Below are 13,779 nucleotides of genomic sequence, written 5' to 3'. Positions count from 1 at the left end.
GCGGGCAGGAAAAGCAGCAGCTGTAAGCTGTGCGTTTGCAGGTAAAAGCTGCCCACCACGCCCAGCCAGCCAAAGAAAACCAGTACGGAAAGATCGCCAAGGCCGAGATAGCCGTAGGGCTTTTTGCCTACCGTATAGGCGATGGCGGCCACGATGGCCAGCGCGCCCAGCGCCAGGAAGCCCAACATATCGGCAAGGCTCTGACAGGCACGCACCACCAGCGTTACGCCTGCGATCAGCGTCAGCGCCACCGTCAGCGTCAGCGCAAAACGCATCTGTTTCAGGCCAATCAGGCCTTTTTGCATCCCACGTAGCGGACCAAGGCGGTCAGGTGTATCGCTGCCTTTAACCGCATCGCCATAGTCGTTGGCCAGATTGGACAATATCTGCAGTAACCCGGTTGTCAGCAGCGTCAACAGTGCGACAGCCGGATCGAAATGGCCTGCTCGCCAGGCCAGCGCCGACCCCGTTATAACCGACGCGCAGGCTAAAGGCAGCGTACGTAAACGCAAGCTTTCCAGCCATGCACGAAGGGAGGTAAAAGCCGGAACTGCAGAGATATTGTCGCTCATCAGGCTGGGCCTTTGCTGAAAAAGGAGTGTCGGGAAGCGACCAGTTTACTGGCTGCCCGCGCGTAAAAAATTAATCCACGTCAGGAATTGAGCGGGAAAGCAGGGGAGACAGAAAAGAAAAAACCCCGCGCGTGAGCAACGGGGTTTGAGACGAAGCGAGTCGGAGCTTTACAGAATAAAGCGGCTAAGATCTTCGTCCGCTACCAGCTCGTCGAGATGTTTCCCAACGTAATCGGCATCGATAGTAATCGATTCGCCGTTAAGGTCGCTGGCGTCATAGGAAATATCTTCCATCAGACGTTCCAGAACGGTATGCAGACGGCGCGCGCCGATATTCTCAGCGGTTTCGTTTACCTGCCATGCAGCAGCGGCAATGCGGCTGATACCGTCTTCCGTAAAGTGGATATCCACGCCTTCTGTTTTCATCAACGCTTTGTACTGTACGGTGACGGACGCGCTTGGTTCAGTCAGGATACGTTCAAAGTCGTGCGTGGTCAGCGCCTGGAGCTCGACGCGGATCGGCAGACGGCCATGCAGTTCCGGGATCAAATCGGAAGGGCTGGCCACCTGAAACGCACCGGAAGCGATAAACAGAATATGGTCGGTTTTAACCATACCGTGCTTGGTAGAGACGGTACAGCCTTCTACCAGCGGCAGCAGGTCGCGCTGCACGCCTTCGCGGGAAACGTCCGGGCCGGAGCTTTCGCCACGCTTACAGACTTTATCGATTTCATCAATAAACACGATACCGTGCTGCTCGACTGCATCGATCGCTTCCTGCTTCAACTCTTCCGGGTTGACCAGCTTGGCGGCTTCTTCTTCAATCAGCAGCTTCATCGCTTCTTTGATTGGAAGCTTGCGTGGCTTCTGCTTCTGACCGCCGATGTTCTGGAACATCGACTGCAGCTGACTGGTCATCTCTTCCATGCCCGGAGGGGACATAATTTCGACACCCATCGGTGCAGCAGCCAGATCGATTTCGATCTCTTTATCATCCAGCTGGCCTTCACGCAGTTTTTTACGGAAAGACTGACGCGCTGCAGAGGGCTCGGCGGCCGCTTCTGACTGGCCCCAGTTATTTTTAGCCGGTGGGATCAGGACATCAAGGATGCGCTCTTCGGCCATCTCTTCGGCACGATAGCGGTTCTTTTCAATCGACTGTGAGCGCACCATTTTGATCGCGGAGTCGGTAAGATCGCGGATGATGGAATCCACTTCTTTCCCCACATAGCCCACTTCCGTGAACTTAGTGGCTTCAACTTTGATAAACGGCGCGTTAGCCAGCTTGGCCAGGCGACGGGCGATTTCGGTTTTACCCACGCCGGTCGGGCCAATCATCAGGATATTTTTAGGCGTTACTTCATGGCGCAGCTCTTCGTCGAGCTGCATACGGCGCCAGCGGTTGCGCAGGGCAATGGCGACGGCACGCTTGGCGCCATCCTGGCCAATGATAAATCTGTCCAGTTCACTGACGATTTCGCGCGGGGTCATTTCAGACATAATCAGGGTCCTTACGCTTTAGACGATAATTCTTCGATAGTAAGATTGTGGTTGGTATAGATGCAGATATCGCCTGCAATACCCAGCGCTTTTTCCACGATGTCGCGCGCGCCAATATCGGTGTTTTCCAGCAATGCACGAGCCGCAGCCTGTGCGTATGGGCCGCCGGAGCCGATGGCGATCAGATCGTTTTCTGGCTGGATCACGTCGCCGTTACCGGTAATGATCAGCGAGGCGTTTTCGTCGGCTACGGCCAACAGGGCCTCGAGTTTGCGCAGCATCCGGTCGGTACGCCAGTCTTTAGCCAGCTCGACCGCCGCTTTCACCAGATGACCCTGATGCATTTCCAGCTTGCGTTCAAACAGCTCGAACAGCGTAAAGGCATCTGCGGTTCCACCAGCAAAACCAGCAATGACCTTATCATTATAAAGACGACGCACTTTTTTGACGTTGCCTTTCATTACGGTGTTGCCGAGCGTAGCCTGGCCATCACCGCCAATTACTACCTGGCCGTTGCGTCGTACACTTACAATTGTTGTCACGGGCAGACCCCTTGTTACAGTCAGAAGATCTCCCCGCAGGCCTACTGCGGGGCAATGATGGGATCAGATATGGGGGGAATCTGGAGGGTTTCAACCCCCCAAAGAGACAGGAATACAATTTGAGTGCCCGCTGCCGCGCAGGCGTTTCAACGTGCTGTCGGCCGCGGTGCGGCTGTTGTAAGGGCCGACGATAACGCGATTCCAGCCGCCGCCGCTGGTAATTTTGCTTTCAAAGCCTTCAAATGCCAGCGAGGCACGTACGGACTCCGCCTGATCGCTGCCTTTGAATGAGCCACACTGCACCATCCAGCGCTGCGCTTTCTCTTTTTCGACTTCTTTCGGCTTCTCGGTTTTTGGCTGTGCCTGCGTTTGTGCCTGCGCCTGACGGGCAGGTTCATGGGCGACCGCTGGCTGCTGGCTGTGCTGCGGCAGCATATGCTGTTGCTGCACCTGTACCGGCTGCTGGCGAGTCTGCGTCTGCACCGGTTGCTGACGCGGTTGTGTCTGTTGCTGTACTTGTACCGGCTGCTGACGCGGTTGCGTCTGCGGCTGTATCTGGCGTGAAGGCTGGGAATCGTAAGGATATGACGTCTGCGGCTGGCGCTGTTGCAGCTGTGTCTGCTGCTGTTGCTGCTGGCGCTGTAGCGTTTGCTGGCGCTGGGCAGGCGTCTGTTCGTTCCACGGCACTTCGTTCAGCTGGGTAGGCTGTTGACGCATATCGGCCTGCATCTGCTCCAGCAGCTGACGCTGTTCGTCGGTCAGTTGCGTAGGCGAACGCACTTCACCTCCGGCTGAAGGCTCCACGGGAGTCGGCACGGAAATCTGACGGTTTTCCAATTCTTTAATATAGCGCCAGCGTTCTTCAGGCTTGGGGGGCAGGCCGTTGCCAACCGCTTTGTGATCGGAAAGGACCGGTGCCTCTTCCTCTTTTTTATGATGGGCGATAAACCATAATCCACCGACAAACGTCACCAGTACCGCGACGGCCAGACCTACGATAATCTTTGATACACCCGAGCCGCTGCTGCGCTTTTTACTGCTGCCGCGGGCGTTGCTCTTTTTGCGACGCGTCCCTGTCGAACGCCCGCGGCCTACGTAATCTTTTTGTGCCACTATCGTTCCGCTAATAATCAATGAAAAGTAAGGTCGGGCCAGCGAGCTGACCTGCAGCTCGCCATGTTACTCAAGGGCCGGAAGTTTGACCAGCAGGGATGCGGGTAAGAATCTCCCGAATCCGGGTTTTGTTATCCGAAAAGTTGAATTTCGCTCGCGGTTACGCTTTTTCTCGCAGCGCGGGCGCCGTACTGCCGCGGATCTTTATTTCAAAATCCAACAGACGGGAACCGCTGTTTACCAGCTTGCCCTGCAGCTGCTCCAGCAACAGGTTCATTGCTTCACGGCCAATATTGAAACGTGGCTGGGCAATGGTGGTCAGCTGGGGATCGCTGTAGCGTGACAGCTCGATATCATCGAACCCAATCAGCGACAGATCTTTAGGGACACGTAGCCCCATTGTTTTTGCCTGCGCCATTGCCCCCAGCGCCATGATATCGCTGTGGCAGAAAAGGGCATCCGGCGGTTGCGGTAGCTGCATCAGCTGTTTTAACGCGCGACTGCCGGCGTCGAAAGTGAAGTCGCCGCGGATGATATAGCGTGGATCCAGCGCGATACCGTTACGCTGCAGCGCCTGAATATAGCCCTGTAGACGATACTGACACAGCGGCATCGCCTGCGGCCCTGCCACGCAGGCGATACGCTCGTGACCCAGCTTGAGTAAATGGTTTACCGCCTCGAACGCCGCCGTCAGGTTATCGATATGAACGGTGGGCAGCGCCAGGTCGGGTGCAAATTCGTTTGCCATCACCATCGGCGGCAGATTGCGCTGCTCTTCCGGCCCCGTTTCAAAAGGCACCTGCGAGCCCAGCAGCACCATGCCGTCAATCTGTCGGGTCATCACCAGATTCAGGAAAGCGCTCTCCTGGCGGTTTTGGTGAGCGCAGTCGCCGATCAGCACCAGATAGCCTTCATCGGCTGCCACCGATTCCACGCCGCGAATAATTTCACTGAAAAAGGGATCGCAGATGTCAGGCACTATCACCAGTATGGTGCGGGACTCGCTGCGTCGCGGGTGACGAATCATGGCATGGGGTGAGTAGCCGACGGCAATCACCGCCTCATCGACTTTTTGGCGCGTGGCGGCAGAAACCTTTTCCGGACTCATCAGGGCGCGGGAAACGGTTGCCGTCGACACGCCCGCTTTTTCCGCCACGTCTTTCATCGTGGCGCCCACGGTTTCTGGCTTGTGCTCCACCGCTGTTCTCCTCGTCCCGGTCTGTTGGCCGCCCGGCATTAGCCGGAAATAAAAGGCTTCTTGCCAGCTTTATGGCTGACCCTCACCGTGAAATTAACCAATGCTAATCAATTGCGTTACTTAATTTGCATAAAAATAGTGACTTGTGCGACTTTTTTCGAGCTGTCTCGCAATCGGAGGCCCACTGTTCTACGGAATTTCAGCTTTCGGTGGGATCCACATCCAGCGTCCATTTCACCTTACGCGACTGCGGCAGCGTGCCCATCAGCGGCAATGTTGCCTTGATCAGCCGCTGCAGCAGCGCGCGGGAAGGATGCTGAAGCAGGAGCTGCCAGCGGTAGCGCCCGCCGCGCTTGGGCTGGAGCGCCGGAACCGGACCCATTACCCAAAACGCCTCATCCTTAAGCGGGCTGGCTTCCAGCAGATTGCGCAGCTGCTGTAAAAAGAGCGCGGACTGCTGATTATCGTGATCTTCTGAACGGAACAGCGCGTGGCTGGTAAACGGCGGCAGAAAGACGGTTTTGCGTTCGACCAGCGCCTGCTGCGCAAAAGCGTCGTAACCCTGATGCAGCAGCGTTTGCAGCAGAGGGTGTTCAGGATGGTGCGTTTGCAGCATCACTTCACCCTGCTTTCCGGCGCGACCCGCGCGGCCAGCCACCTGGGTATAAAGCTGGGCAAAGCGCTCGGCAGAGCGGAAGTCGGCAGAAAACAGTGCGCCGTCGACGTCCAGCAACGAAACCAGCGTCACGTCAGGAAAGTGATGGCCTTTAGCCAGCATCTGCGTGCCGACCAGGATGCGGGCGCCGCCGCGATGGACGTCGGCCAGATGCTGTTCAAGCGCGCCTTTGCGGCTGGTGGTGTCGCGGTCGATGCGGGACAGGGGCACGCCGGGAAACAGCTCGCTCAGGTTTTGTTCCAGCTGTTCGGTGCCCAGGCCGACCGGCACCAGATGCGTCGAGCCGCACTGCGGGCACTGGTTCGGCACAGGACGTTGGCTGTCGCAGTGGTGGCAGCGCAGCTGGCGGTGGTGCTGGTGCAGCGTATAGTAGCGGTCACAGCGCTGGCATTCGGCTATCCAGCCGCATTCGTGGCAAAGCATCGCCGGAGAAAAGCCGCGTCGGTTTAAAAAGAGCAGCACCTGATTGTCTGCCTGCAGGTGCTGACCTATCTTTTTGATCAGCATTGGCGACAGACCCCCCTGAAGCTTCACGCCTTTCAGGTCGATCAGCTGCTGCGTGGCCTGACGCGCGTTACCCGCTCGTTTACTGAGGTTCAGCTGGCGATACTTGCCCATTTGTACGTTGTGCAGTGTTTCCAGCGCTGGCGTGGCGGTGCCCATAACAATCGGGATATTTTCCTGACGGGCGCGGAAAACGGCCAGATCGCGCGCCTGATAGCGCCAGCCCTCCTGCTGCTTGTAGGAGCTGTCGTGCTCTTCATCAATAATAATCACGCCCAGGTGGGCAAAAGGCGTGAACAGTGCCGAACGGGTCCCGATAACAATAGCCGTTTCACCCTGGCGCGCGCGCAGCCAGACCGCCAGCCGTTCGCTGTCGTTAAGCGCGGAATGCAGTACATCTACCGGCGCGTTAAAGCGCTCGCGGAAGCGGGCAATAGTTTGCGGCGTCAGGCCGATTTCCGGTACCAGCACCAGCGCCTGTTTGCCGTTAGCCAGCACATTTTCCAGCACGCTCAGATACACTTCGGTCTTGCCGGACCCGGTAATGCCAGCCAGTAGCCAGGCGGCGAAACGGTCGTCTTCTGCCCGCATGGCGCCTACGGCCGTTGCCTGTTCGGTATTCAACCGCAGCCGTTCGCCCTTGACGGCGTAATGCGTCCGCCAGTCCTGCGGCGCGCGCTGCTGCGTCTGAAGATCGCATAATCCTTTGGCCCGTAACGCCTGAAGCGTGGCATCGGTGATGTCGTGCTGGCCAATTTCATGGCGATAGAGATTACGCTGGCGCAGCGCCGCCAGTGCCTGCTGCTGTTTTGGCGCGCGCTTCAGGCTTTCCGGCGCGGTTTCCCGACCGGTTTCCGTGATAAACCATTGCCAGAGCGGCGCTGCCTGTGCGGGTTTCCCCTGGCGCAGCAAAACGGGCATAGCGTGGAACAGCACTTCACCCAGCGGATAGTGATAGTAGTCGGCTGCCCACAGCAGAATGCGCCACAGCGAAGCGGGATAGAGCGACTCGTCGTCCAACACCTCATCAACAGGCTTTAACTGGTCGAGGGGAAAGTCGCTGGTTTCAGCAAGCCCTACCACTACGCCAACCGCTTTGCGTTTGCCAAACGGCACGCTGACGCGCGCGCCGGGTACTACCGCCGGCAAATGTGCAGGCAGCAGATAGTCAAAATTGCGGGCAAGCGGAACGGGCAGAGCGACCTGAACGACGGGCATGAATTTATCCGGATGAAATTATGAGCGGGATAGTGTACACTGTGTCTTCCTGAATGTGCGGATTCGATTGCAGCGAGCGGTTATTTTCTGTATAGTTCGCCGCCGTTGATACGGCATTTTGGTATCAAATCACCTGAATTATTAATCTTCGTGTGGTGCCGGTGCAGGGTATTCCTGGCACGGGAGAGCGACACGGCCTTAACTGAGGTTTTCCCATGAAAAAAGGTATTCACCCAAATTACGCTGAAGTTACTGCTAAATGTTCTTGCGGTAACGAAATCAAAACCCGCTCAACCGTGGGTCACGACCTGAACCTGGACGTGTGCGGCAAATGCCACCCGTTCTACACCGGCAAGCAGCGTGATGTTGCCAGCGGTGGTCGTGTTGACCGCTTCAACAAGCGTTTCAGCATCCCAGGCAGCAAATAAGTCGCCTGCACGAAGCGGATACCGTTTCGGATGCAACAAAAAACCCAGCCTCGGCTGGGTTTTTTTATGTCTGCGCTTAATATTCCCAGGTATCGGGATCGACACCCATTTCGCGCATGATCGCTTTGGCTGCTTCCGGGATTTCGTCGCTGCGCTCTTTGCGTAGATCGACATCATCCGGCAAAGGCTGGCCGGTAAAAGCATGCAGAAACGCTTCACACAACAGCTCGCTGTTGGTGGCATGACGCAGGTTGTTAACCTGACGACGGGTACGCTCGTCGGTCAGAATCTTCAACACTTTTAACGGAATGGATACCGTAATTTTTTTTACCTGCTCGCTCTTTTTACCGTGCTCAGCGTAAGGGCTGATATATTCGCCATTCCATTCAGCCATGGGTTACCTTAGTCATCATTAATATTTACTGTGCCGAAATTCAGCTAATTATGCCCGAAGTTGGGCTATGCCACACTGCTTTGCGCCCCTTTTGGTGGGGAGCAAAAAGGTAATATTACCGGTTATTGACAGATTGCTCAATCTATACGCAAAGACATTTAGAAGTCCAGATGTATTGACGTCTATCTGTTCCCTGTTATGCTGGTGGCTCTTCTTTCTTTCTCCTGCAGGAATTTATGCACCATGACGCGTAAACAGGCAACCATCGCGGTACGCAGCGGCTTGAATGATGACGAACAGTATGGCTGCGTTGTCCCGCCAATCCACCTTTCCAGCACCTATAACTTTACCGATTTCAACGAGCCTCGGGCACATGACTATTCGCGTCGCGGTAATCCTACCCGTGACGTGGTACAGCGCGCGTTGGCCGAGCTGGAAGGCGGCGCAGGCGCGGTCATGACCAATACCGGCATGTCGGCGATCCATCTGGTTTGCACCGTCTTCCTGAAGCCGGGCGATCTACTGGTGGCCCCGCACGACTGCTATGGCGGCAGCTATCGTCTGTTTGATAGCCTGAGCAAGCGCGGTGCATATCGCGTGAAGTTTGTCGATCAGGGTGATGAGAAAGCGCTGCACGCCGCGCTGGCAGAAAAACCGAAGCTGGTGCTGGTGGAAAGCCCGAGCAATCCGCTGCTGCGCGTGGTGGACATTGAGGCTATCTGCAAAGCGGCGGCGGAAGCGGGCGCGGTTAGCGTGGTCGATAACACCTTCCTCAGTCCCGCGTTGCAAAACCCGCTGGCGTTGGGCGCCGATCTGGTGATCCATTCCTGCACGAAATACCTCAACGGCCACTCTGACGTGGTGGCAGGCGCGGTGATTGCTAAAGATCCCGAGCAGGTGAAAGAGCTGGCCTGGTGGGCCAATAATATCGGCGTGACCGGTGCGGCTTTCGACAGCTATTTACTGCTGCGCGGTCTGCGTACCCTGGCGCCGCGGATGGCCGCTGCCCAACGCAACGCGCAGGCCATCGTAGATTATCTGAAACAACAGCCGCTGGTAAAAAAGCTGTATCATCCTTCACTACCGGAAAACGCGGGCCATCAGGTTGCGGCTCGCCAGCAAAAAGGCTTCGGCGCGATGCTCAGCTTTGAACTGGACGGCGACGAGCAGACGCTGCGTCGTTTTCTGAAGGCGCTGGAACTGTTCACGCTGGCTGAGTCGCTGGGCGGGGTAGAAAGCCTCATCTCTCATACCGCCACCATGACCCATGCGGGCATGTCAGCCGAGGCGCGAGCGGCAGCCGGCATTTCAGATACGCTGCTACGCATTTCCGTAGGGATTGAAGATCACGAAGATTTAATTGCCGATCTGGATAATGCATTTCGGATAGCGGCTAAGAGGTAAGCATGAGTCATTCAGCAGTGGCAGCAGGCGCGCGTCAGCTGCATAAATTTGGGGGCAGCAGCCTTGCCGATGCCAAATGCTATCTGCGGGTAGCGGGGATCATGGCTGAATACAGCCGTCCAGGCGACGTGATGGTGGTTTCCGCGGCGGGCAGCACCACTAACCAGCTAATCAGCTGGCTGAAGCTGAGCCAGAGCGATCGCCTGTCGGCGCATCAGGTGCAGCAGGCGCTGCGACGCTACCAGAGCGAGTTAATCAGCAGCCTGCTGCCGGCACAAATAGCGGACGGGCTGATCGGTGAATTTATCCGCGATCTGGAAAAGCTGGCCGCTCTGCTGGATGGCAACATAACCGAAGCCGCCTATGCGGAAGTCGTGGGGCACGGCGAGATCTGGTCGGCACGGCTGATGGCGGCCGTATTAGAGCAGCAGGATATGGCGGCGAGCTGGCTGGACGCGCGAGAATTTCTGCGTGCCGAACGGGCCGCTCAGCCCCAGGTTGATGAAGGGAAATCCTGGCCGCTGCTGCAGCAGCTGATTGCTCAGCATCCCGGCGAGCGCCTGGTGGTGACCGGCTTTATCAGCCGCAACGATGCGGGAGAAACCGTGCTGCTGGGCCGTAACGGCAGTGACTATTCGGCTACGCAAATCGGCGCGCTGGCTGGCGTGTCGCGCGTCACTATCTGGAGCGACGTAGCGGGCGTCTATAGTGCGGATCCGCGCAAGGTGAAGGACGCCTGTCTGCTGCCGCTGCTGCGGCTGGATGAGGCCAGCGAGCTGGCGCGTCTCGCCGCGCCGGTGCTGCATACCCGTACGCTGCAGCCTGTTTCCGGGAGCGATATCGATCTGCAACTGCGCTGTAGTTACCAGCCGGAGCAGGGCTCAACGCGTATTGAGCGCGTGCTGGCTTCCGGTACGGGCGCCCGGATCGTCACCAGCCACGACGATGTTTGTCTGATTGAGTTCCAGGTTCCGCCGCAGCATGATTTCGCTACGGCACAGAAAGAAATTGAGCGTCTGCTTCAGCGCGCGCAGCTGCGTCCTCTGGCTACGGGCATCCATCCGGATCGCCATCTTTTACAGCTTTGCTATACCTCGGAAGTGGTTAACAGCGCGCTGACGCTGCTGCAGGATGCCGGTATCCCCGGCCGCTTACAGCTGCGGGAAAGCATGGCGCTGGTGGCGCTGGTGGGCGCGGGCGTCTGCCGCAATCCGCTGCACAGCCACCGTTTCTGGCAGCAGCTGAAAGACCAGCCGGTCGAATTTATCTGGCAGTCGGAAGAGGGGATCAGCCTGGTTGCCGTACTGCGTGTAGGGCCAACCGAGCATTTGATTCGGGGTCTGCACCAGTCGCTGTTCCGGGCAGAAAAGCAGGTCGGTCTGATGCTGTTTGGCAAAGGCAATATTGGCTCCCGCTGGCTGGAACTCTTCGCGCGCGAACAGGAAACTTTATCGGCGCGCACGGGCTTTGAATACGTTTTAGCGGGTGTGGTCGACAGTCGACGCAGCCTGCTAAGTTATGAAGGTCTGGATGCCAGCCGCGCGCTGGCCTTCTTTGATGACGAAGCGGTGACGCGGGATGAAGAGTCGCTGTTTCTGTGGATGCGGGCGCACCCGTTCGACGACCTTGTGGTGCTGGACGTCACCGCCAGCGAACAACTTGCCGAACAATATCTGGATTTCGCCAGCCACGGTTTCCATGTGATTGGCGCCAATAAAGTAGCAGGCGCGTCGAGCAGCGATCGCTATCGCCAAATCCGTGATGCCTTCGCCAAAACCGGTCGGCACTGGCTGTATAACGCTACCGTCGGTGCCGGATTGCCGGTTAACTACACCGTGCGCGATCTGCGTGAAAGCGGCGACAGTATCATTGCCATCAGCGGCATCTTTTCCGGCACGCTTTCCTGGCTCTTTTTACAGTATGACGGCACCGTGCCGTTTACCGAGCTGGTGGATCAGGCATGGCAGCAGGGACTGACCGAGCCCGATCCCCGGGTCGATCTTTCCGGGCAGGACGTGATGCGTAAGCTGGTCATTCTGGCTCGTGAGGCAGGTTACGATATCGAACCGGATCAGGTGCGCGTGGAGTCGCTGGTGCCGAAAAGCTGTGAAAGCGAGTCGGTCGATCACTTCTTTGAGAACGGCGAGGTGCTGAACGAGCAGATGCAGCAGCGCTTCGAAGCTGCGCAAGAGATGGGGTTGGTACTGCGTTACGTGGCTCGCTTTGATGCTAACGGCAAGGCTCGTGTCGGCGTTGAGGCCGTCCGTGAAGACCATCCGCTGGCGGCGCTGCTGCCCTGCGATAACGTCTTCGCCATCGAAAGCCGCTGGTACCGCGACAACCCGCTGGTGATACGTGGGCCAGGCGCGGGACGTGACGTAACGGCAGGCGCTATCCAGTCCGATATCAACCGGCTGGCCCAGCTATTGTAGTTTCTCTCCGGGCCGCGCTCACGCGGCCCTTTGATTTTCTTCACTTCTTTTTTCTGTATGAATTTTATTCACATTCGTTGAGAATTTGTCACGCTGCGGCATCATTTATCTGTTGACGGAAAACCGCGAATCGGTCACTTTGAATGTCTGGACGTCTAAACGTATAGACATTCAATAGGGCCGTTTCATTCTGCGATCGATGAGGTAAGCCATGAGTTTTTTTCACGCCAGTCAGCGCGAAGCACTAAACCAGAGTCTGGCCGAACTGCACGGACAAATTAACGTCTCGTTTGAGTTCTTTCCGCCGCGCACCAGCGAAATGGAACAGACCTTGTGGCACTCAATCGATCGCCTTAGCAGCCTGAAACCAAAATTCGTCTCGGTTACCTACGGCGCGAATTCAGGCGAGCGCAACCGCACGCACACTATTATTAAAGGCATTAAGGATCGCACCGGGCTGGAAGCCGCGCCGCATTTAACCTGCATCGACGCCAGCCGCAGCGAGCTGCGCGCTATTGCACAGGATTACCGGGACAATGGGATCCGGCATATCGTGGCGCTGCGCGGTGATTTGCCCCCGGGCGGCGGCAAACCGGAGATGTACGGCGCGGATCTGGTGGCGCTGCTAAAGGAAGTGGGTGACTTTGATATCTCTGTTGCCGCCTATCCGGAAGTGCATCCTGAAGCCAAAAGCGCGCAGTCAGATTTGATTAACCTGAAGCGCAAAATCGACGCGGGCGCAAACCGGGCCATCACCCAGTTCTTTTTCGATGTGGAAAGCTATTTACGCTTTCGCGATCGCTGCGTTATCGCCGGAATCGATGTGGAAATCGTGCCGGGTATTCTGCCGGTTTCCAATTTTAAGCAGCTGCAGCGTTTTGCCACGCTGACCAACGTGCGCGTGCCGGGATGGATGACCAGCATGTTTGCCGGACTGGACGACGACCCGGAAACCCGCAAAATGGTAGGGGCTAACATAGCGATGGATATGGTGAAAATCCTCAGCCGTGAAGGCGTGAAAGACTTCCATTTCTATACGCTGAATCGGGCGGAAATGAGTTACGCCATTTGCCATACGCTGGGCGTCCGTCCTGCCGTGGCCGTGCCGGCCTGAGGAGTGAAAGCCCGATGCCGACTCGTTTACGCGGGGCGGCATTTTTTTTATGATAAATGTTTCTCAGGGAAGGCAACATCAGGAACTCATGCACAACATTATCAGGGAAATAAAACGGCTTGGGGTAAAAGGGTGCTTACTGACGGTTTTTTTTATCGTTGCGCCTTTATGGGCGATGACGTTCTGGTCCGGCCTTTCGCGCAACGTTTATCTTGCCAGTACGATGAATGTTTTTTGGCTCGCAGGTACAGTCGGTGTGATTGCCGCCGTACTGATTACCCTCATCGCCGTTGTTTTCTTTCGTCACCGCCTGACGCGGGTACAGCTCGCCAAACTTTTTTGCTACAGCGTCTTTATGATCGGCGTGTTTTCGTTACAGCTGCCTTCCGCGCTGGTGCGCTATCTCCCCCATCAAAGGCTCCAGTATCTGACGGAATATGACGTCTCTTTCCCTGGCCCCAGCCACGGCAAGTCGGGCCGTTGCGAAATGGGATTGTGGCTTAAAGATCGTCATCTTAACCGCTGGATACAGTTTTGCAGCAGCAGGGCATGGATCGCCGCAAATTGCGAAAGGGGCATGGACAGAATAGAAGTGGTGGAAGAGGCCAATCAGTACGGCGTCAGGGTGGTCAATTATTGGTGCGCCTGGTCACCCATTAAACCGTAAAAGGCGCTCATCTCTGG

12 protein-coding genes are annotated in these 13,779 nt (G+C 56.9%); 5 read left to right on the top strand and 7 right to left on the bottom strand.

The features are described 5' to 3' along the window. From menA to priA, 6 genes are all read right to left on the bottom strand, one after another. Positions 1-572: 1,4-dihydroxy-2-naphthoate octaprenyltransferase (gene menA, locus RTK32_RS02025; RefSeq protein WP_312041861.1), on the bottom strand; the 572-nt coding region annotated here is incomplete at its 3' end. A gap of 168 nt (positions 573-740) precedes the next feature. Beyond that, on the bottom strand, positions 741-2,072 hold the full coding sequence (gene hslU / locus RTK32_RS02020) for an HslU--HslV peptidase ATPase subunit (protein ID WP_312041860.1): 1,332 nt from the start codon (positions 2,070-2,072) through the stop codon (positions 741-743). An 11-nt stretch (positions 2,073-2,083) separates the two neighbouring features. After that, positions 2,084-2,614, bottom strand: a complete 531-nt coding sequence (gene hslV / locus RTK32_RS02015; RefSeq protein ID WP_012439891.1) for an ATP-dependent protease subunit HslV — start codon at positions 2,612-2,614, stop codon at positions 2,084-2,086. Between the two features lie 90 nt (positions 2,615-2,704). Then, the gene (gene ftsN / locus RTK32_RS02010) at positions 2,705-3,727 is read right to left on the bottom strand and encodes a cell division protein FtsN (RefSeq protein ID WP_312041859.1); all 1,023 of its coding nucleotides are present in this window, start codon (positions 3,725-3,727) and stop codon (positions 2,705-2,707) included. A gap of 160 nt (positions 3,728-3,887) precedes the next feature. Continuing rightward, positions 3,888-4,925: a DNA-binding transcriptional regulator CytR gene (cytR, locus tag RTK32_RS02005; RefSeq protein WP_312041858.1), complete on the bottom strand. Its 1,038-nt coding sequence runs from the start codon at positions 4,923-4,925 to the stop codon at positions 3,888-3,890. A 199-nt stretch (positions 4,926-5,124) separates the two neighbouring features. Then, the gene (gene priA, locus RTK32_RS02000; protein WP_312041857.1) at positions 5,125-7,323 is read right to left on the bottom strand and encodes a primosomal protein N'; all 2,199 of its coding nucleotides are present in this window, start codon (positions 7,321-7,323) and stop codon (positions 5,125-5,127) included. A 215-nt stretch (positions 7,324-7,538) separates the two neighbouring features. On the opposite strand from priA, the gene rpmE reads away from it, so the two are divergent. Then, positions 7,539-7,751 (top strand): 50S ribosomal protein L31, encoded by a 213-nt coding sequence (gene rpmE, locus RTK32_RS01995; RefSeq protein ID WP_024966154.1) that lies wholly within the window; start codon positions 7,539-7,541, stop codon positions 7,749-7,751. Positions 7,752-7,827: 76 nt separating this feature from the next. Here rpmE and metJ read toward each other — a convergent pair whose 3' ends face one another. Then, positions 7,828-8,145, bottom strand: coding sequence for a met regulon transcriptional regulator MetJ (gene metJ, locus RTK32_RS01990; RefSeq protein WP_125290568.1), 318 nt, complete (start codon positions 8,143-8,145; stop codon positions 7,828-7,830). A 243-nt stretch (positions 8,146-8,388) separates the two neighbouring features. Here metJ and metB point away from each other — a divergent pair, with 243 nt between their 5' ends. From metB to RTK32_RS01970, 4 genes are all read left to right on the top strand, one after another. Continuing rightward, positions 8,389-9,549, top strand: coding sequence for a cystathionine gamma-synthase (metB, locus tag RTK32_RS01985; RefSeq protein WP_312041856.1), 1,161 nt, complete (start codon positions 8,389-8,391; stop codon positions 9,547-9,549). Positions 9,550-9,551: 2 nt separating this feature from the next. Further along, positions 9,552-11,981, top strand: a complete 2,430-nt coding sequence (locus RTK32_RS01980; RefSeq protein WP_312041855.1) for a bifunctional aspartate kinase/homoserine dehydrogenase II — start codon at positions 9,552-9,554, stop codon at positions 11,979-11,981. Between the two features lie 211 nt (positions 11,982-12,192). Then, positions 12,193-13,095: a methylenetetrahydrofolate reductase gene (gene metF / locus RTK32_RS01975; protein WP_312041854.1), complete on the top strand. Its 903-nt coding sequence runs from the start codon at positions 12,193-12,195 to the stop codon at positions 13,093-13,095. 88 nt (positions 13,096-13,183) lie between these two features. Continuing rightward, on the top strand, positions 13,184-13,762 hold the full coding sequence (locus RTK32_RS01970) for a hypothetical protein (RefSeq protein ID WP_312041853.1): 579 nt from the start codon (positions 13,184-13,186) through the stop codon (positions 13,760-13,762). Positions 13,763-13,779: the final 17 nt, after the last annotated feature.

The organism is Erwinia sp. (assembly GCF_031978025.1).
Taxonomy (GTDB): domain Bacteria; phylum Pseudomonadota; class Gammaproteobacteria; order Enterobacterales; family Enterobacteriaceae; genus Erwinia.
The sequence above is the reverse complement of the archived record's forward strand: the minus strand, read 5'-3'. Positions and strand labels throughout refer to the sequence as shown.

Bases quoted from the DNA above. Each gene is read 5' to 3' on its own strand.
- hslU (WP_312041860.1), bottom strand. From the start codon at position 2,072: ATGTCTGAAATGACCCCGCGCGAAATCGTCAGTGAACTGGACAGATTT.
- priA (WP_312041857.1), bottom strand. From the start codon at position 7,323: ATGCCCGTCGTTCAGGTCGCTCTGCCCGTTCCGCTTGCCCGCAATTTT.
- rpmE (WP_024966154.1), top strand. From the start codon at position 7,539: ATGAAAAAAGGTATTCACCCAAATTACGCTGAAGTTACTGCTAAATGT.
- metJ (WP_125290568.1), bottom strand. From the start codon at position 8,145: ATGGCTGAATGGAATGGCGAATATATCAGCCCTTACGCTGAGCACGGT.
- metB (WP_312041856.1), top strand. From the start codon at position 8,389: ATGACGCGTAAACAGGCAACCATCGCGGTACGCAGCGGCTTGAATGAT.
- RTK32_RS01980 (WP_312041855.1), top strand. From the start codon at position 9,552: ATGAGTCATTCAGCAGTGGCAGCAGGCGCGCGTCAGCTGCATAAATTT.
- metF (WP_312041854.1), top strand. From the start codon at position 12,193: ATGAGTTTTTTTCACGCCAGTCAGCGCGAAGCACTAAACCAGAGTCTG.
- RTK32_RS01970 (WP_312041853.1), top strand. From the start codon at position 13,184: ATGCACAACATTATCAGGGAAATAAAACGGCTTGGGGTAAAAGGGTGC.